Source organism: Candidatus Neomarinimicrobiota bacterium, assembly GCA_022567655.1.
Taxonomy (GTDB): domain Bacteria; phylum Fidelibacterota; class SORT01; order SORT01; family SORT01; genus JADFGO01.
Map to the genome: position 1 here is coordinate 17782 of JADFGO010000001.1, position 18368 is coordinate 36149.

15 protein-coding genes are annotated in these 18368 nt (G+C 45.3%); 1 reads left to right on the forward strand and 14 read right to left on the reverse strand.

The window, feature by feature from the left end; all coding sequences use genetic code 11:
• From nadC to IID12_00125, 6 genes are read right to left on the reverse strand one after another with little or no spacing between them, the layout of a single operon-like run.
• On the reverse strand, nucleotides 1-840 hold the full coding sequence (nadC, locus tag IID12_00100; GenBank protein MCH8287492.1) for a carboxylating nicotinate-nucleotide diphosphorylase: 840 nt from the start codon (nucleotides 838-840) through the stop codon (nucleotides 1-3).
• A gap of 24 nt (nucleotides 841-864) precedes the next feature.
• Complete coding sequence (locus tag IID12_00105) at nucleotides 865-1356, reverse strand: hypothetical protein (protein MCH8287493.1); 492 nt, start codon at nucleotides 1354-1356, stop codon at nucleotides 865-867.
• A gap of 11 nt (nucleotides 1357-1367) precedes the next feature.
• Nucleotides 1368-1868 (reverse strand): Spy/CpxP family protein refolding chaperone, encoded by a 501-nt coding sequence (locus tag IID12_00110; GenBank protein ID MCH8287494.1) that lies wholly within the window; start codon nucleotides 1866-1868, stop codon nucleotides 1368-1370.
• A 10-nt stretch (nucleotides 1869-1878) separates the two neighbouring features.
• Nucleotides 1879-2481: a hypothetical protein gene (locus IID12_00115; protein MCH8287495.1), complete on the reverse strand. Its 603-nt coding sequence runs from the start codon at nucleotides 2479-2481 to the stop codon at nucleotides 1879-1881.
• A gap of 1 nt (nucleotide 2482) precedes the next feature.
• Nucleotides 2483-3019 (reverse strand): sigma-70 family RNA polymerase sigma factor, encoded by a 537-nt coding sequence (locus IID12_00120; GenBank protein MCH8287496.1) that lies wholly within the window; start codon nucleotides 3017-3019, stop codon nucleotides 2483-2485.
• 48 nt (nucleotides 3020-3067) lie between these two features.
• Nucleotides 3068-6556 carry a UvrD-helicase domain-containing protein gene (locus IID12_00125; GenBank protein ID MCH8287497.1) on the reverse strand — a complete coding sequence of 1163 codons (3489 nt, stop codon included), beginning with the start codon at nucleotides 6554-6556 and terminating at the stop codon, nucleotides 3068-3070.
• Between the two features lie 524 nt (nucleotides 6557-7080).
• Here IID12_00125 and IID12_00130 point away from each other — a divergent pair.
• Nucleotides 7081-7977, forward strand: a complete 897-nt coding sequence (locus tag IID12_00130; protein MCH8287498.1) for a DUF92 domain-containing protein — start codon at nucleotides 7081-7083, stop codon at nucleotides 7975-7977.
• A 49-nt stretch (nucleotides 7978-8026) separates the two neighbouring features.
• Here the strand turns inward: IID12_00130 and IID12_00135 are convergent, their stop codons facing one another.
• The 8 genes from IID12_00135 to IID12_00170 form a co-directional block, all read right to left on the reverse strand.
• Nucleotides 8027-8398, reverse strand: coding sequence for a hypothetical protein (locus IID12_00135; GenBank protein ID MCH8287499.1), 372 nt, complete (start codon nucleotides 8396-8398; stop codon nucleotides 8027-8029).
• Nucleotides 8399-8494: 96 nt separating this feature from the next.
• Nucleotides 8495-11683 carry a PD-(D/E)XK nuclease family protein gene (locus IID12_00140; GenBank protein MCH8287500.1) on the reverse strand — a complete coding sequence of 1063 codons (3189 nt, stop codon included), beginning with the start codon at nucleotides 11681-11683 and terminating at the stop codon, nucleotides 8495-8497.
• 176 nt (nucleotides 11684-11859) lie between these two features.
• The gene (locus tag IID12_00145) at nucleotides 11860-13215 is read right to left on the reverse strand and encodes a DUF4340 domain-containing protein (protein ID MCH8287501.1); all 1356 of its coding nucleotides are present in this window, start codon (nucleotides 13213-13215) and stop codon (nucleotides 11860-11862) included.
• Nucleotides 13216-14772 carry a GldG family protein gene (locus IID12_00150; protein ID MCH8287502.1) on the reverse strand — a complete coding sequence of 519 codons (1557 nt, stop codon included), beginning with the start codon at nucleotides 14770-14772 and terminating at the stop codon, nucleotides 13216-13218.
• Between the two features lie 3 nt (nucleotides 14773-14775).
• A complete protein-coding gene (locus IID12_00155) occupies nucleotides 14776-15558 on the reverse strand; it encodes an ABC transporter permease subunit (protein MCH8287503.1) in 783 nt (260 codons plus the stop codon).
• Nucleotides 15555-16496 carry an ATP-binding cassette domain-containing protein gene (locus tag IID12_00160; GenBank protein MCH8287504.1) on the reverse strand — a complete coding sequence of 314 codons (942 nt, stop codon included), beginning with the start codon at nucleotides 16494-16496 and terminating at the stop codon, nucleotides 15555-15557. Before IID12_00160 ends, IID12_00155 begins: the two co-directional genes overlap by 4 nt.
• Nucleotides 16493-17479: a hypothetical protein gene (locus IID12_00165; protein MCH8287505.1), complete on the reverse strand. Its 987-nt coding sequence runs from the start codon at nucleotides 17477-17479 to the stop codon at nucleotides 16493-16495. The genes IID12_00160 and IID12_00165 overlap by 4 nt, the downstream gene beginning before the upstream one ends.
• Entirely contained in the window at nucleotides 17476-18354 is an 879-nt protein-coding gene (locus tag IID12_00170) for a DUF58 domain-containing protein (protein MCH8287506.1), read from the reverse strand. The genes IID12_00165 and IID12_00170 overlap by 4 nt, the downstream gene beginning before the upstream one ends.
• Nucleotides 18355-18368 lie beyond the last annotated feature (14 nt).

Here is an 18368-nt window from a genome sequence, read left to right on the forward strand (position 1 = left end):
CTATACCTCATCCATCAGCATCGACAGATCGATAGTTTTCGGCGAATGTGTCAAAGCGCCTATTGAGATGAAGTTCACTCCAGCTTCGGCAAAAGCCCGGACGTTCTCCAGGTTTACACCTCCGGAGACTTCAATTTTCCATGATTCGGGAACATCGATTCTTATCTCTTTCACCTCTTCAGGAGTCATATTATCAAGAAGTATCCGGTTAACGCCTCTGACCATGGCTTCCTTTACCTCTTCCCTCTTTTTTACTTCCACTATCACTTCGATTAACTCTCTGTTTTTGCCTATCGCCCTGAGGACGTTGCTGACCGCCTTGCTCACTCCGCCGGCCCAGATGGCGTGATTATCCTTTACAAGAATGTGATCGAATAATCCCATTCTGTGGTTAGATCCCCCGCCGGCTCTCACGGCATATTTTTCTATGCTTCTGAGAGTAGGCGTAGTCTTCCGCGTATCGAGTATTACCGCATCGGTATTTTCAACCGCTTTCACGAATTTGTCGGTATACGAGGCTATCCCGCTCAACCTTCCGAGGAAATTCAACGCGCACCTTTCCGCCGTGAGCATCGAACTTCCATTCCCCTTTACCCGCATCAGGACAGCCTCTTTCTCAAACCTCTCTCCATCTTCAAGAAAGGATTCTATTTCAAGAGTGTCGTCGATACTGCGAAATACCGATTCCGCTATCTCAATACCGGCAAGCACTCCGTCCTCTTTTGAAATAATAGACGCTTTCGAAAATCTCGGCTCGTGAAGGACTATTTCTGTCGTGAGGTCACCGTCACCGATGTCCTCTTTTAAAGCCCTTTCTATGAGCTCTTCGACTTCCTCCATCATTTTCGCGTCAAGCTTCATCCACTACATTTCCTTTTGTTTATTCATCTCCATCCGATGACCTTTTTGTTTGTGCTGTTTCATTTTTCGCCCGTGCATCTGTTTCTTCCAGCTGTCCCATTGTTCGCCGGACAGATTGCTTTTCAGCTTGAATCGCATATTTATGTGAAGTTTCCTTTTCTCAGCCATCTTGTTTGCAATCGCGTCCGCCTGTTTGTTCAGATCTTTTTGAGAAGCGTCCTCCATCATCATCTTCTTAAAATCAAGTTCCGCTATCTCTATGTCGGCATCAATCTTGATCTGTTTCTTCTCGAAATCATGATGCAGATTTTTGATCTTCTCCATCTGTTTATCGCTGAGATTCAGCTCCTTTGCCACGGACATTATGGACATATGATGCTTCATCTGTTTGTGCTCTTTGTGCCCGCTGTCATGCGACTGAGCCATGCCTGTGGAAACTGCCAACAGCAGAACGACTGCCATCGCAATAATGTTGGTATACAATTTGGTGTTCATAACCTTCCTCCCTATCTATTGTTTCTCTTGTTTTTTCCCGGTCTCCGCCTATGAGCTTCCTGCATCATATCCATCATACGCGCTTTAAACCGGTGCCGGAAAACCATAAATTTCGCGCGTTGTTCTGTGGAAAGAATTCCATCCATTCCCCTTAAGAATTCAGCGCGCTTTCTAATTATCGCGGTCTCAATTCCCGCAACCTTATCGATCTTCGCATCGAGCTCTTTCGCATTTATCTTACTTTCCTTCACACTCTGATGAAGCTCCCGGAAGATCGTCTGCCTTTCGTTCTCCAACTCTTCTATTTTACCGTCCTCACTGCGTAATCTCGGAAAAAACTTTTCCGCCTGTTTCTCGGTCAATTCTAATTCATCCGTCATCTTCCAGATACGGAGCATCTCCATTTTTTCCCGTCTCTGCTTCATCATCTTTCCACCCATCATTCCGGGGGGTTGGGCGGCAAGAATTCCCGGAACTAATATAACCGCAATATAAATCATCATTTTTTTCATATATTCACCTCTACAGTATCGATTCTTTGTATAAATTTGAGTAAAATTCCTCCCATTCTTCATCACTGAGATTTTCAATTCCGCTTAAGTCTTCATAATAGCCAAACAAATCAGCATTTCCCCATATTTCGTCTTCGATCATCTCCGACATCAATGCCCACTCTTCCGAGTCCAGCGATTCCATCAATCCGCCGAGAGAATATGCATCCGATTTTATCGACCCCGAATAATAGATCAGAGCCTCTTCTCCTGCAATTCCGTCTGAACCGGATCGGAGGTTATAAATTAGGATAGATGAAACGACAGTGACTACAACGAGTGAAAGAGCGGCAGTCCGGCGATAAGTCAACACTGACAGCAAATTAGATAATACCCCTGGTGCAGACTCGGATTTTTCCCTTATCCGCGGTACTAAGGAAGAAAAATACGCAGCCTCGGGAATATCAAAATAAGGTTCCTTATAGAGCTCGAAAGTGTTGTTTATTTTCGCCAGCTCGCCGGAGCATTCCGCACAGCCGACAAGATGAGAACTAACTTCCTCTTTCAACGTATCATCGATCTCGCCGAGACTGTAATCACTCAATATTGATTTGTAATATGAATGCTCTTTCATGTCAGCTCTGCTCCGCCGCTATCAGCTTCAGTTTGTTCAATGCCTGATGGAAATTTGCCCTCGAAGCGCTCTCGCTCGTTCCCATAATCTCCGATATCTCCCTGAACGACATGTCGTCGTACATCCTCAGGACAAATACCGCCCTCTGTTTTTCCGGCAAATTGCTCAAGCCTTCCCGTACGATCCTTCGCCGTTCTGCCTCGACGATTCTCTCCTCCGGCGATTTTTCGTTCGCTATGAGACGATTCGAATAATCCTCTAAAGAAACGCTGCTGAATATTTTTTTGCGCCTCGATCTGCTGAAAACGATGTTCAGCGCAATCCGCATCAGCCACGTTCCGACATCCGCTTCTCCCTTGAAACTCTTTATGTTCTTGTATGCTTTCAGAAACGTCTCCTGTATAATATCGTCTGTGTCTTCATGATTCCCAACCATTCCTCTGACGTTTTTGTAAATTCTCGGAGAATATTTAAGTACGATCTCATTAAATTCCCTTTCCTTTTTCTGGTCTTGCTCCTCAGGTATATCATCACCCATTCGTTGTCATTCCGTACATATAGTTAGACGCCTGAATGATAATTTCGTTTAAACGCCATTGCAATATGTTCCGTAAAACCCGCACTTATCACATGATGCCGGATTCTTTTCAAATTTCCCATTTTTCAGACTGTTCAGCACTGATTTTAAACGAAGGTCAAATTCGGAAAGAGTTTTATCATTAACCTTCAGGTCTTTGATAACTCCGGAATGCGTAAAGTAAATAAGAGTTTTCAACGGCAGCTCCCGTTGAATGGCATGTATTGCTTTTGCGTAAATCAGCAGCTGAGACTTATAATATTCAACTTTTTCGTCAATCCGTTTGCCCTCGACTCTATCCGTTTTATAATCCAAAAGAATCCAACCATCGCCTGATCTGTACATAAGATCAATTGTGCCCTCTATCAAAACGTCCTCAAAATTGAAGAAAAACGGTTCTTCGCGTTTTATGTCTTCGCTGTCAACCTTTATAAGCTCTTCGAAAATTTCCGTTTTCCTGAATTCTTCAATTATTCTCTGCAGCTCCTGAGCATAAACAGCTGATTTATCTTTTTCAATATTATACTCTCCGATTATTTTTTCGATTTCGCTCCCTGTCGATTCGATCTTGAAATCGGTCCGCTCGAATAGTTTATGCGCCATCTCCCCGAACTTCGGTCCCCCCGGTCCTGACGAGGCTTCACTCCCCTGCGGTCGGTTCAATTCCGGTTCTTTTACTCCATCAAGCTCTTTGAGGGAATATTTCCACTCGCATTCCTCATAAGCCAAGAGACCTGTCGGGGTCAGTTTTGACAGTTCCCGCTCAATCTCGATAGGTTTGACATAGTTAATCGATTTTTCGAACCCTGGAGGTAATTTCGGTGGGGCGCTTTTCTGCGGGTCTGAACTCGGTGCTTCAATTTCTCTTATCACCGGTATCTTTAGTCCGGAATAGTGAATCTCCTCTATTTCTTCCTCGTGACCCACGTCGAGACCATCCAAAATCTGCTGCAGCCATGTTCCGCTTCTTGGCGGTGACAGTGTGTCACCCTTCTTTTCTCGGGCGGACGCTAAAAAGAGATAGTCTCTTGCCCGGGTCATTGCGACGTATAATATCCTTTTTCGCTCGAATTCATCCTTTTTTTTATCCTTCAATTGCAGCAGCCAGGCCAGCGGATCTAAGTTTGCATCCTCACTCTCTCTAAGGCGAAATCCTATGCCAAAATTCGTGTCGTACCGTACCGGCTTGTTGGGATGAAGCACCTGCGCATTTAAATCCGGTAGTATAACAACAGGAAACTGCAGTCCTTTAGCGCCGTGTACGCTCAAGATCGAGACAACGTTATCCTCTTCCGCAGAGAGAGTCGCTTCACCCTCCCGGATATCCAGACTCGTTATACGGTCTATCATGTCCAATAGACCGCCGAATGAATTCGCCCCGGAATTTTCAAGATTTGAGATGATCTCGAGCAGTTTGTAAACGTTCAGCGCCTTTTGCTCTCCATTTTCCGATGCGAGAAGAAAAGGGATATAACTTATCTCATCGATAACCTTTTGGACGAACCTCGATACTCCAACAGTGTCCTTTGCCTCTCTCATTTCACTGAGCAACGTTACCGCCCTGTTCATCCTTGATTTGTCATCTCCGGAAAATTTTTCGCTCAGAGTTGAGTTTTTAAACTCGGATATGAAACTCCCGCCGGCGCCAAGCAGGAACAGAGCATTGTCAGATAGCCCTACAATTGGAGAGCGGAGCCATGAGGCAAGAGAATAATCATCGCCGCTGTATTCTATCGCGCGGAAAAAATTCAACAGGTCCATTATCTCAAACGAATTAAAAAAACCACGACTGCTCTTAACGTAAAAGGGAACGCCTGATTCCTTTAGACCGTCTAAATATGGTTGAATTTGAGTAAATCTCTGGAACAGCATACCAATATCCCTAAACTCGATCTTCCTCTTTTTCCCGTCTTTTCCAATTATAGTTTTATTACCGACCAACGATAAAATCTGACCGGCGATTATTTTTGCCTCCGCCTCCCTCACGGTTTTTTCTTCATCTTCTTCTAACACCGGCATCAACAACTGAATTTTCGGATCGTCGTTATGGGATTTTCTGTACTTTTGCGCAATTACATAACTGCCATCGCTGTCTCCGCCGCTTACTTTCAAGAAATTTGAAAAAAACGAGTTGAAGAAATCTATCAGCTCAGGCTGACTCCTGTAATTATTGGAAATGTGTTCCGGTTTCTCTATGCCGGTATCGTGCATCATTTTCCGGAAATTCGAGACCTCCGCTCCGCGAAATTTATATATCGATTGATTTTCGTCTCCGACCATGAAAAGCACCGGCGGCTTATCCTCGCCCCTGATCAGTGTTTTTATTATCTCCATCTGTAGGTCATCCGTATCCTGAAACTCATCGACTAACACCTGTTTGAATTTCATCCTGTAATGATCAGCGATATTTCTTTTTTCTCTCAACAAAGTCATCGTTTTATGCAGCAGTCCGTTGTAGTCGAGCGCCGCCGCGCCGCTCAAAACCGAATCATATTCTCGAAAAATTTTCTCTGTTAAATCTTTGGCTCCCATGTGCAGCGTTGACAATATGTCTATATCCGCTAGTCTGACAGATTCTTTCCCGCCCGGAATGAATTCGAGAACCCGGTTTCTAATAATTTTTAGTGACTCCTTCGCCTGTTTGAATTCACCGTTTTCCCATGAACTCTTGCTCCCGGCTTTCAATACAATAGAGCCCGCAATTTCAAACAAGATATCCAGCTTCGATCCCATCGGTGTTCCGTCTTGCAGTTTGGAGCGGGCATCGAGCACTTTAAGCCGAATTTTCGCTATAGCGTCTGTGTCATTCAGCGGGACACACTCCGAAAGATTTTCAAACGCCACCGTTAGCTCCGGCGCAGTGAAAAATTCGTTAAATTCCTCATTGAACATATCTTCCACCGCCTCCTCCAATTTCCCGGCGGCAGCCAGCTCACTGACTCTCGACAATGCGCCTGAAAGCCTGTATCTGTCTCTGAGAGCGGTCTCAGACAAACTCCGAACTCCGGGCAACCCGATATAGCGAATCAACGTTCTACCGCTTTCCTCCTCGCCGCGCAGAAATTCCGAGACGACCCTTCGAATTACCTGATCCGCTATTATCGAAGATTCATTCGATTCGAGTACCCGGAATGATGGTTCTAATCCCGCTTCTAATGAGTAGCTTTTCAATACAGACTGGCAAAAGCTGTGTATAGTTGAAATAGGAGCGGATTCAATCGTAGCGAGAGCGCTCTCGGCAAAATTTTTCTTAGTGTTGGAGGCGGGTTTATTAATGACTTCAATAAGCCTTTCCCGAACGCGTGATTTCAGTTCCGCAGCCGCTTTTTTTGTAAAGGTTATGGCAAGGATTTCATCCGTTTTAGCTGCTCCGGTGAGAATAATCTCCATATACCTTTCAACAAGAACCCGTGTTTTACCCGAGCCGGCTCCCGCTGAAATCGCCATCGGCTGTTCCGGATGCTCTATCGCTTTTTTCTGCTGTTTATCTAATTCCATGAAGAAGTTCAATATACTCAGCATCGTATTCGGTTGCAATTGCCACTCTGAGAAATATCGAGAAAGCTCAGATAAATGTTGCCCCCAAAAGGAGGTGGGCTTGATTAGAAGCAGCCGTCTACCGGAACGGGATTCCGACCTGTCCGACTAACCAGCCCGCCCGTCTGACCGCTTGCCGGGCAGGACATCGGTCTGGCGGGTGCCAGGTGGATCGGAAACCCTTAAAAGGGTTCCATGATAATTCTTTATCCACACTAACCCCCGACTTAAGTCGGGGGTTAAGAAGATGTGTCTGTAACAAGTAAACTGTTTTTCCCGAAGGGATGCCTTCGGCAAACAGTTTATCCGGTAGAATTGGAGTGCGTGTTGACTTGTGTCGAAGACACTCTCCGAGGAAGTCCTTCGTGGCCTTCGGAGTCTGCTTTACGCTTCGTTCAGAAAAGTTGTGCCTCTAATGCCTTTTCCGCTCCCGGAGTAATTCGATTGATCAAAATATGTAGAAGTTCTGGTATGGATAATTATACATTGAAGCAGCCGACAGGATAAAGAAATTAGTTTATAAAACTCAGAGCAATCGAGGTTCTATTATCACTGTAAACATAGATTTATATATCAACAGTTTCTATTACCAGCTCACGCTCTGGATTTTAACCGCATTTATATTAGGCATCATATCGTACAAATTTAAATTTCTTGACTACAGCGGGCTGACAGCGGCAATGACGGTCGGAACTTTGATATTCATATCCGGTGGATTCAGATGGATTCTGCCATTGGTTTTGTTTTTCCTTCTTTCCAGCATTCTTCCTCGTTTGGGAACGCTGTTCAACCTGCGTGAACGAACCCGCCATCCCCCCCGTACCGCTATGCAGGTAACTGCAAACGGAGGAATCGCCGCGCTCGCAGCGTTTGTGTATATATTCTATCCTCATGAAGGTTTGCCTTTGATTTTCCTCGGAAGTCTCGCTGCGGCAACTTCAGACACCTGGAGCACTGAAATTGGTTCTTTCTCCCGGACTCGACCACGTCTGATAACGAATTTCAAACATGTCTCGAAGGGAACCTCCGGGGGATTATCACTTACAGGAACTTTAGGCGGAATTGCCGGAGCTTTCGCTCTGACCTTGAGCGGAACTCTTCTCTATCCCGTTAAGGCAGCCGTATATTTCGCATCCGCCGAATCGGCAGCTGTGTTATTAGGAGGAGTTATCGGAAATCTGACCGACAGTCTGCTCGGTGCTACCGTTCAGTCGAAATACGCCTGTGTTGTTTGCGGCAAAGTTACCGAAGAGCGCAACCATTGCGGCAAAGCGACAACGCGTTTTGCCGGGTTTAAATGGATCGATAACGAGATGGTGAATTTACTCTGCTCACTCAGCGGCGGACTCTCCGCTGTTCTGATATGGGGTTTAATAAAGTGAAAAGCCCACGAACAAAAGTTCGCGGGCTCGTCGGGAGGAATTAAAACTATTACATCATTGGCTTTGGAACTGCTACCTCGGTCCATTTCCGGCCATCCTTTACAAGAATTTTGGTCGGCTTGATCGATTGTGATTCCGCGTGATACTCTCCCGTGATCTTTACTCGTTTGCTCATATAATCTGCCATGCCGGGAGCTATCACAAGCAGGTTATAAACCTTTCCGTCCTTGGCGGCTACGCCGACAGGCTGTCCTCTTTTTGCGCAGGCAACGGCGCACATTTGATGAGTTTCACCTTTTGCTCCGCCCATATAACACGTTACGTCTACGAGTTCTCCTTCAACGGTTTTATCCTCCGCATACAATGAGACCGTCGCAAGCATCACAAGAATCACTACTGCAGTTGATTTGAATATTTTCATTCTATTTCCCCTATTTTGTCTGTTATCTGATTGTCTAATTAAGTGCATTATACTTTAGCATGCCACAATATATATGTAACCGATATTACAAAGGAATCATATTACCGAATTATTCGGATTGGCACTGCTTCCTATTCTGCATATTTCAACAAAATCGCACGGTGTTTTGCAATCTTTAGGCTCAACCGGAAATTTACCTATGTTAATGTTTCTGACATATTCTCCCGCATACTCTTTCGTAACTTTAAAAGCATCGGCCCATGAAATTCCTTTATCTTTTCTCGCACTGTCATATATGTACGTTTGCGTCAGATTCTTTAAACCGTAATACTGTCCCGACAGAGGCTTAGAATTATATCGGTTTAAAATCAACTTCCGGACTGCTTCCACATAGAGCGGTAACTGAAGGGCAATGCCGTTTAATATTTTTTCCCTGTTTGGAATCGAACTTCCCGATTTATAGTCGATGATCGAAAATTCGCTTTTATCGGCGTTCGCGTCAATTCTGTCTATCCTTCCTCTCAGATTTACTGGGAATTCTTCATCCTCCAACTGAAGAACCGCATCGGTGGAATACTCTGAATCCTCGTTTTTGACGTTCATGCCGAAACTTAATTCAACCGCAAGAGGAGACATAGCTGAAGGCTGTTGTGAGTCTTCCTTTTCCAGAAAACTCAGGAGAGCGTTCATTGCCTCCTTCACCTCCAATTCCCATAGAATCGGAGCTATCCCCGGCTGTTCTAATTCTTTTTCTCCCGCGATCTCCGATATCAATTCAGACATTGTTATCTTTTTTTCTTCAATATCATCACTCAGTTCACCTTTTATGGCGAGAGTGTAATACCTCTTCAAAACCTCATGATAGAACGAACCCCTGTCCAGCGGGGAGACGTCCTCTTCCAATTCATCGACTTTGCCGAGTTTCCAGATCTGTTCAACAAGATAAAAAAACGGGCATTTCCCGTATCGCTCCAGCTCTGTGGCGGACCATCTGTCTTTTTCAGATTGAATCCCGGCAAGAAGCTTCAGCGCCTGTGAGTCTTCAATAATACCCGAATATGAAGGTGAACGCACAGCTTGTCTCCGGGTCGCCTCGAACATATTTTCGAGTACTTGAACTTTCGATTTTTCAACAGCTACATCGCCTAAGTTATTCCATTCGGATTTACCTACGGATGTCAGCGCCCGTAATATCTCATCGTCGCTCACTGAAGGAAAAGATGAGTCGTGAAATTTTCTTACTCCGCCGCTTTCAAGAGCGAGCTCTTCTCCGTCGGTGAGGCTGTCATAAACCCGCTCGGTTTCCCCGACAAAGATCGATCGCGGCAGCTCGCGACCCTCAGAATCTACAGTAGGATAGCAGAGAAAAACCTGTTCGTCAGCTCTGCTGAGTGCGATATAGTAAAGTAATCTTTCTTCATCCTGTATCGATTCGGTGTTTTTTTCCAGCATCGTGAACAGCTTGTCGTCAATTATCTTTCTGACGCGGTTGCTTATGATGCGGGTAGAATGCTTTTCCACCGGGAATTCCTTTTCAGTCAAACCGCAAATGAAGACCGTGTTAAACCTTATCCAGCGGGCGCTCATGACGTCCATGACTTCGACTCCGCCGGGTTCAGCTTCATCGCCATGAATCTTCTTATTTTCTATTGCCATGTTCAGAAACCGTATGAACTCCGAATACTTCAAACTCTTCCCGGATAAATTATCAGCAACCTCACCAATCAGAGTCCGCGCTTCCTCGAATATTTTTTTGTTTGTTATATTTCCTTTCGCGACTTCCTCCTCAAGCAGGGTCTCAATTCCTGAGAACTTTATCAGGTCATTAATGTAGGATCGATAGACTTCGGGTTTATTGAATCCGGTCTTCGGTGATATTCTGTTAAAGACAGCTTTGATTTGAGAAATTGCAGACCGAATATTTTTTAATCCTGTGCCGGTCAGATGCCGGTCGGCTGACGCAATTTTCTGGTAATTTTCAAGTTTTTGAACGCAAAGAGCCCTGGAATCATTGGCGCCTGAAGCGCGCATAACTCTTTCTATCGCTTCTGCATCCACGATCTGCCCATCCAAAGATATCCTTGAATAATTAGAGCGGATAACAGTGCTGACATCTCTGCCGAAGTTATTTCCAGGATTTAGCGATATTAGTTTCATCAGGTAAATTACCGGAGGATACGAAGATAGTTTTCTCCCTTTTCGGATCGTAACAGGAATCCCGAATCTCGGGAATATGAGTCTGATCAACCCTTCATACTCGTTCGTTTTCCGGTATATTAATCCTATCTCGGAGGGTGAAAGATTCTCATCGATGATAAGCCGTTTGATGCGGCGCGCTAATTCTTCGACCAATTTTCTCTTACTCGATTCTTCTACAATTCTGAGCGGAATATCCTGCTTTTTGCCGGACGACTCGATCTCCGGTTCAAACACATTTTCCCGTATCAGCGCAATCGGTGAATTATCCCACTTCCCCAACTTAGAGGGTTTCTCTTTAAACCCCTCATAGAAGCTCTTCATCCTATCGGCAAACTTAAAAACCTTTTCTCTTCCATCATCATGAAGCCGGGTTAAAAGAACGTTTTTAACTCTACCGATCAACGTTTTAAATAACTCCTGCTGCAAGAGGGTATAATCATAGAACCCGTCGATGATAACCGCCTGAACATCTTTAAAAAGTTCCTCGTTTGACTCTAAAATATCGACCGCATTGCTCAGCCGGATGTCAAAATCACCATCGCCCGATTCCCGGCATCGATTCAAATAATCACCATAGATCAACCCGATCTCAGAAATTTTTTGCTTGAGCATCCCTTCAAAACCGAGACCGATCAGGTCATCCGGCTTTAACCGTGAGTGCAAGAATTCACTAAAGAGCTTTTGAAGCTCTAAACTGAAACTATTCAGCTTCGCTGCCTCGCCGAAATAGCTTAGTTGATTTGAATCTGCCGCCTTCTCTATAATCTCTGAGATCATATGATTCAACATGTAGCCGGGGACTTCCCGATAATCCCTCCGACCGGACGCCTCTTCAATCACTGCGACCAATGAATTTAGCGTCATCACCGAGCTGCCGATATATCCGCCCGCACTTCCTGCGATAAGCTTTTTATAGCGTTGAACGTAATCACCGCTCGGGAGAATTAGATAGAATCGTTCCCCGCTTCGCGCAAGCGCGTTTACATGTTTTAGTACCTGCTCGCTTTTACCGGTTCTCGAAGGTCCGGAGATAACCACCTTTCCATTGATGAACTCTTCAGAAACGAATCGTGAATTATCCGGCATTTTGATCACAAAGCAATATTCTTATTAATACCTGAATTTTAATTTCTTCAGTTAGGCGGCACATCCGGTATTAAATATATCTTTTTTTACACTTGAATCAATCGATATCAAAATAAAAATGCCGCAGAAAAAAGCGGCATACGGATCGACAATCAGTATAGGCGTTACTCCATCTCTTATTCAGCCTCAATTTTGAAATACTCCGCCGATACCTTCAATTCTTCGAGCGCATCGTTCTTGATCCTGTAAATCGGCGGAGATGCTCCCGATTTCAGATATGATTCATCGTTAACGGTGTTTCCGACGAGAATTGAATTTGCTTCGACGTCATCCTGCCATAATATGATAGATAGTCTGGGTGAAATCAAACCGTAGAGTTGTAATATCTTAGGATCATACTCCTCGACACCGCTTGCCTTCAGAGCCGAATACTTCTCCATCATCTCCTCGACCTTATCATTGTCAGCGGTGAAAATTTCAGGAGACGTTACGCTCCAGACGCTGTCGTCTTTTACAAGTCTTATCTCTTCACTTCCATGCTTAATATCTATTGCATTCACCGATTCCTTATCAAATTTTAACAGGTCCTTGACGATTAGGTCGAAGGGGTCTTTTTCAAGAAAACCGGCAAGGCTTGAATCTATCAGCATAAGAGTCTGCCGGGAATTATCTCTGACATACCTGTACGGCTTACCATCTTCTCTCAGTGAATTCCCGATAACTATACTCACCTCCCCTTGAGGTACGGACGAAACCAGTCTGATATGAGTTCCTCTGTCGTTGAGTCCCGTGACCCCGGGACCGGGTTGATCATGGTCTATGAATTTGCGGGCTCGAGCCCCGGACAGTCTTGAAAGAAAAGAATTCACTTTGTTCGACTGGAGGTCCAGCGCAACGGGCTCAACCATCATAAAACCGCTTCCGAGTCTTCCGATCTCGTAGCTGAATCCTTCAGTTTTTACGGATATTCTTTGAACTTCCTTATTCTTGAACTCCAAAACATTTTTCTTCCGCAGGTCATACAATTTTTTGTTTGTTTGTGCAAATATACTTTTTGAGACAGTGAAGACCTGATTATCCTCCAATCGGTACGCAAAGACATAATCGCCGGTGGGGCTTTCCTCTCCGAGGGAAAAACCGATGAACGTGCTGTCGGAAATCCGGAGTTTTAGGGAAATTAGCGGCGGCTCCAACCCGTAAACTTGAAGATTTATATCATCCTCACCGGAAAGCCGCCTCTCTGTTTTTGCTCCTTTCGCCGCGCGGAGCAAACTGTTTATTGTCGATCCATCCGCTTTTGCACTCACGGGAGAATCGATAAACCAACCGTCTCCGGATCTTGACAGCGAATACTCACCATGCTCCGAGATCAGGTCGATATTCTCCACATTTTCTGTTTCGAACTGAATTAACCTGGTTGCGAGCGCTTCTTCCGCTTTCTTTTCCTCTGCCGGTTTGTAATCGAGAAGATAAACCGCTAATGCAGCGATAAGTAAAATCCCGGCGAACAGCCAGGTAGATTTGAACTTCATCTAATATTTCCTGCGCTTGAAGTACACTCCGATTCCGAACCCGAGAATAGAAACCGGCAGCATAACCACCAGAAGCCAGAACACTACCTTAGTTTGCTTGAGCGTCATGCTGACCCGCCTGTCTTCGGGGTCCCTCGGCCGAATAGAGATCAGTGATTCGTCTTCGAGCAGCCACGAGACCATGTTAAGAAAAAGGTCTTTGTTCCCCGGCGCGCGTTCGAGATATGAATTCGACGGAAAATCGGAATCACCGACAACGATAATCCGACCACCCTCTCTGCCCTCTTTGACTTTTCCTACCACAGCCAACACTACCGGTCCGGGATTGTCCCTGTTTTCGTCAAAACCCGCCTGGTTCTTGTCGAGCAGCGCAAAGTCTGTTTCTCCCCATGAACTGCCGCTCGTAAGAACCAGTTCCGTTAAGTCGTAGTCTCCGGATTCGCTGTTTTCCTGAACTTGCAGCGACCGGGCGGTCGGGAATGCGCTCGCTAACCTGAAATCTTCCGTTATTCTATGCTGACCGTATCCGGCGGCGGTCGGTTCGAGCGATACACGCATATTCCTTTTCAATCCTCCTCCGGATATAATAAATGAGGCGCTCTGCTCAAGGACGATATCATTTTGAAGGGTCACGCCTATATCAGAGAGGAGTTCGTCTATCCCCGAATCTTCAACTCTCGGTTCAAACATGAGCATTAAGCTGCCGCCGCCGGACAGATACTCCCTAAGCGCTCCCACTTCGCGCGGTAGGAGACTTTTTTCCGCACCCGCAATCAGCACGAGCGAAGCATCTTCCGGAACCGAATCCTGCTGAAACAGATGCAGAGTCTCGGTCTGATAATTCACCTTGTTCAGCTCACCCGTTATCAGAGAGAGTGATTCCCTGTTCTCCACCGAGAGCTCAAAACTTTTTTCGCCATGACCCGATAAGAAGTATATTTTATGGGCTTTATCGCTGATCAGTTTAATGAGCCCGTTAGTCAACTTCTCTTCATTGACGTCTTGAATCCTCTCTTCTCTGCCGCCCGATTGAATTACCAATTCGCCGTATTTTTTTATACCGAATTTTTTCGCTATATCCGGATTTTTATCCGGGTCCATCACATCGTATATGAATTTACCCGAGTGATGCGAATACTCCTCTAACAGGTCCCTAATTCGCCCTGACTGCATCTCTGATTGGAACGCTGTTACTTTGACTTCTTTTTCAAGCCCCCTAAGCACACTTATTGTCTGCTTCGCAAGACTGTATTGACCGGATGAGGTAGTATCAACTCTCCAGCTGTGTCTTTTTAAACTGAAATTCCCCAGCGCAAGTATTCCGAGAATAATCAGGCTGAGCATAATCGCATTCGCTCCGTATTTTGTGGAACGTTTGCCGATGAATGACATAACGTTTCTTCGGTTCAGTACGATATTCAAAAATAACAGACCGCCGCCCGCCGAAGTGAACACTATTCCGGCAGTAGTCCATATATTATTCACAACATAAAGGAACAAACCCGTGAGAAGAGAGAGAGAAGCGCCGTAAATAATATATTTAGAATAATTTCCCAACTCTTATCCCCTCCACTTAGCCGATTCTACCGCCTGATATGTCAGGAAGAGACTGAAAAATCCGAATGACACATAAAATGCAATGTCAGAACTGTCTATGACTCCTTTTGCAAAATCCTGAAAATGTTCCATCACCGACATATACCGCAGCACTTCCCCGAATGGCGGACCCACAAAATTAGCCGCCCATCCCACGAACCATAAGATCATCATAGCTCCGAAACAACCGACTGCGGCGATTATCTGATTTTCTGTCAGCGAGGAGATGAACGTACCGACGGCTATAGTAAACGCTCCCATAAACGCCAGACCTATGTAGCCCGCTACGATAGGCATCAACTCGGGATTTCCGTAGATGAACAGCACCGAAATATAACTTGTCGTACCGAATATCATCGCCAGATAAACTGTCAGCGCCGCAAAGAACTTACCGATTATTATCTCCCAATTCGTAATAGGAGAGGTAAGGAGCAGCTCGATAGTCCCTGTCCTTTTCTCATCCGAAAAGAGCTTCATTGTTATCATCGGAAGCATGAACAGCGTAATCACGCTCATGTTGAGGAAGAGGGAGCGCACGACCATCTGATTGACGTTCATCGCCGGAACCTGCATCCTGAACTGCTGTGCCTGCATCATCATTCTCATGCTCATTTCTATGAAACTCTGAAGAAGCAAATAGAAGAATATTCCGCTGATCGTCAGGAAAAGGGCGATGACTACATAAGCGATCGGCGAGACAAAATAAGAGCGAAGCTCCCTCATGTAGATATGATATGCGTTTCTCACGCCTCTCCCTCCTCGTCGGTCGTCAGCTGGAGGAAAATTTCCTCTAAACTCAACCCGACCGACTTCATCTCAAGCAAGTCCCACCCGTTGTTCACAACCGAGGCTGCCAACGCAGCACGCACCTCAGAATTTCTTTCAATTTCCAAAGTATATACAGTACTATCTTCCTTTTCGCTGCTTTTCAGACTTGTAACTCCTCCGACTTCGCTCAACGCTTTGGAGATTTTTTCGGATGGTCCCATTATCTGTAATTCGAGTTTTTCGTGACCCTGTAATCCTCCCACAAGGTTTTCCGGTGTATCTTCCGCTACTATTTTACCCTTGTGGATAATTATTACCCTGCCGCATGTGGCGCTTACTTCCGGTAGGATATGAGTAGACAATATAATGGTGTGGTCCTGACCGAGTTCGGTGATGAGCTCTCTCACTTCGATGATCTGCTTCGGATCCAAACCCACAGTCGGTTCATCGAGGACTAATACTTCAGGATCATGTATCAGCGCCTGCGCCAAACCGACCCTTTGCTTATATCCCTTTGACAATTTAGCTATCAGGCGCTTCCTGACTTCTATAGTACTCGTTCTTTCGAGTACCTCTTCCTGCCTTAATTTTAGCTCCTTACCGCTCAGCCCTTTTATCTTACCGACAAACGACAGGTAGCCGTCCACCGTCATCTCAGAATAGAGCGGAGGATGTTCGGGAAGGTATCCGACCCGTTTTTTCACGCTCATTGGATTATCAAATACATCGAACCCTCCGACCGATACAGAACCTTCGGTTGCGGGCATATAACAGGTGAGTATGCGCATAATAGTCGTTTTACCGGCGGCGTTGGGCCCCAGAAACCCGACTACCTCTCCCTTGTCTATGAAGAACGATACGTTTTTTACAGCTTCGAACGAACCGTAACTCTTTGACAAATTTTTAACGTCTATCAAGTTTCTTCCTCCCCTTCCGAAACACTAATCGGTTTTTGACCCGATTTGTTCACTACCGGAACGATCTTTGTCTTATCGACCATTGTGACAGTATCGGAAATCAATCTGTCACCGACAGATTTATTCGGAATAAAGCGCGCAAACTTCACGAGATCGCTTTCACTAAGCACTTCTTTTACACCGTCGCCTATCTTTTCGTATAACCCTGCCCTCTCGATAGCGTCTAACACTTCCGTAGTAGTCATTTCAAGCGCTTTTAGAAAATACCGGTTTTCGATATATTCTCTCAAAATCTTGGATAATGCGGTGTAATATCGGTCGACCTGATTATTTTCAATGAGTCTTTTCTCTTTTAATATACGTAAAGATTCGAGCGCTATTTCGTGAGCGGGTCTGATATCTTTTTTCTTCTTGAAGGGAACGATCGGTTTATCACTCCTTTTCCGCCAAAAATAATACACAATCAGCGCTACTGTAAGAAGTGCTAACAGAAGAATTACGAGCCACCACCGGTCGAACGGCTGCGGAATTTCAATCGGCTCCTTAATATCTCTTATATCCGAAGCGTCTGCTGTGAGGAGCGACTGAACATAAATCCAAACGGTGTCCGTCTGCGTGTTCTTCCGATCGGTCGCATCCAGTTCATGCCAATAAACTATTTTTTGTGAAGGAATGACGATCCTGCCTGTATCAAAGACGAACGTCTCAAATGAATGAATCTCAGCCGTCATACCGCCCTCGATTCGTTCTCTCGTAATCCGCGGATCGCCGACCTCCATGGGAAGCAACGCTACTTTTAAGTCGGGGATTTGAAACTGATATCCGTCGGCGAATTTTAGCTCGAGCTTTAATTGCAGGAGGTCGCCGACCTTTGAAGTTTCCGGTGTCAGGAATAGATCAGCCTGAACTTCCTGTGAATAACCCCTGTTTTCCGACGATAGAATAAACAGTGCGAGTGATATCGAAATCAGAGAATATCTCATCGAATCCTTTTGGCTCTCTCCCGGAAAAATCTATATAACGGTTCCACATATGACTCGCCAGTCATTATTGTGATATAATCCATGTTGATCTTCTTGAACATTCTTTCCAAACCTTCATTCCTTGCTTTTCTCATTGCGGCGTAGGAATTTCTGACTTTGGCGTTTGAAGTGTCCACTACAACGTTTTCACCCGTTTCAGCATCGACCAGAGACATCAGCCCCACATCGGGAAGATTCTCTTCGAGTCGGTCGGTCATCTTTATCGCTATCGTGTCATGTTTAGACGAAGTAACCCTCAGCTGTTTTTCATATCCCTCATCCATAAAATCAGACAGTATGAAAACAACGGAATGCCTCTTCAAAACTCTTAAGAGATAATCGAGAGCCGATTTCATATCCGTCCCCTTATTCTGGGGCTCATGATATACGATTTCCCTTAAAACCCTCAAAACGTGCTGCTTTCCCTTCCGGGGCGGAATAAATTTCTCCACCCTGTCGGTAAAGACCAGGAGTCCGACCTTGTCGTTATTTTTCATTGCGGAGAAGGCGAGCAGAGCGCAAATTTCGATAGCGACTTCATCCTTCATCCGGTGCCGGCTTCCGAAAGTTCCCGACCTGCTCATATCGACAACAAGCATTACCGAGAGCTCGCGCTCTTCACTGAAGATCTTGACAAAGGGAGTACCGGCCCGCGCCGTAACGTTCCAATCGATATTGCGAATATCATCTCCGTGTATATATTCACGAACCTCGGCGAATTCCATCCCGCGTCCCTTAAACACCGTGTGATACTCACCGCTGAATATTTCGTTCACAAGACCTTTTGTCCCGATCTCTATCCGGCGAATGTTCTCGAGTACTTCTTTAGGCAGCATTTTTGATTTGAAAA

What these genes read in the sequence shown, in the direction of transcription:
- IID12_00125 (MCH8287497.1), bottom strand. Translation starts at nt 6,556, where the DNA reads ATGGAATTAGATAAACAGCAGAAAAAAGCGATAGAGCATCCGGAACAG.
- IID12_00145 (MCH8287501.1), bottom strand. Translation starts at nt 13,215, where the DNA reads ATGAAGTTCAAATCTACCTGGCTGTTCGCCGGGATTTTACTTATCGCT.
- IID12_00140 (MCH8287500.1), bottom strand. Translation starts at nt 11,683, where the DNA reads ATGCCGGATAATTCACGATTCGTTTCTGAAGAGTTCATCAATGGAAAG.
- IID12_00170 (MCH8287506.1), bottom strand. Translation starts at nt 18,354, where the DNA reads ATGCTGCCTAAAGAAGTACTCGAGAACATTCGCCGGATAGAGATCGGG.
- IID12_00105 (MCH8287493.1), bottom strand. Translation starts at nt 1,356, where the DNA reads ATGAACACCAAATTGTATACCAACATTATTGCGATGGCAGTCGTTCTG.
- IID12_00165 (MCH8287505.1), bottom strand. Translation starts at nt 17,479, where the DNA reads ATGAGATATTCTCTGATTTCGATATCACTCGCACTGTTTATTCTATCG.
- IID12_00115 (MCH8287495.1), bottom strand. Translation starts at nt 2,481, where the DNA reads ATGAAAGAGCATTCATATTACAAATCAATATTGAGTGATTACAGTCTC.
- IID12_00135 (MCH8287499.1), bottom strand. Translation starts at nt 8,398, where the DNA reads ATGAAAATATTCAAATCAACTGCAGTAGTGATTCTTGTGATGCTTGCG.
- IID12_00110 (MCH8287494.1), bottom strand. Translation starts at nt 1,868, where the DNA reads ATGAAAAAAATGATGATTTATATTGCGGTTATATTAGTTCCGGGAATT.
- nadC (MCH8287492.1), bottom strand. Translation starts at nt 840, where the DNA reads ATGGAGGAAGTCGAAGAGCTCATAGAAAGGGCTTTAAAAGAGGACATC.
- IID12_00120 (MCH8287496.1), bottom strand. Translation starts at nt 3,019, where the DNA reads ATGGGTGATGATATACCTGAGGAGCAAGACCAGAAAAAGGAAAGGGAA.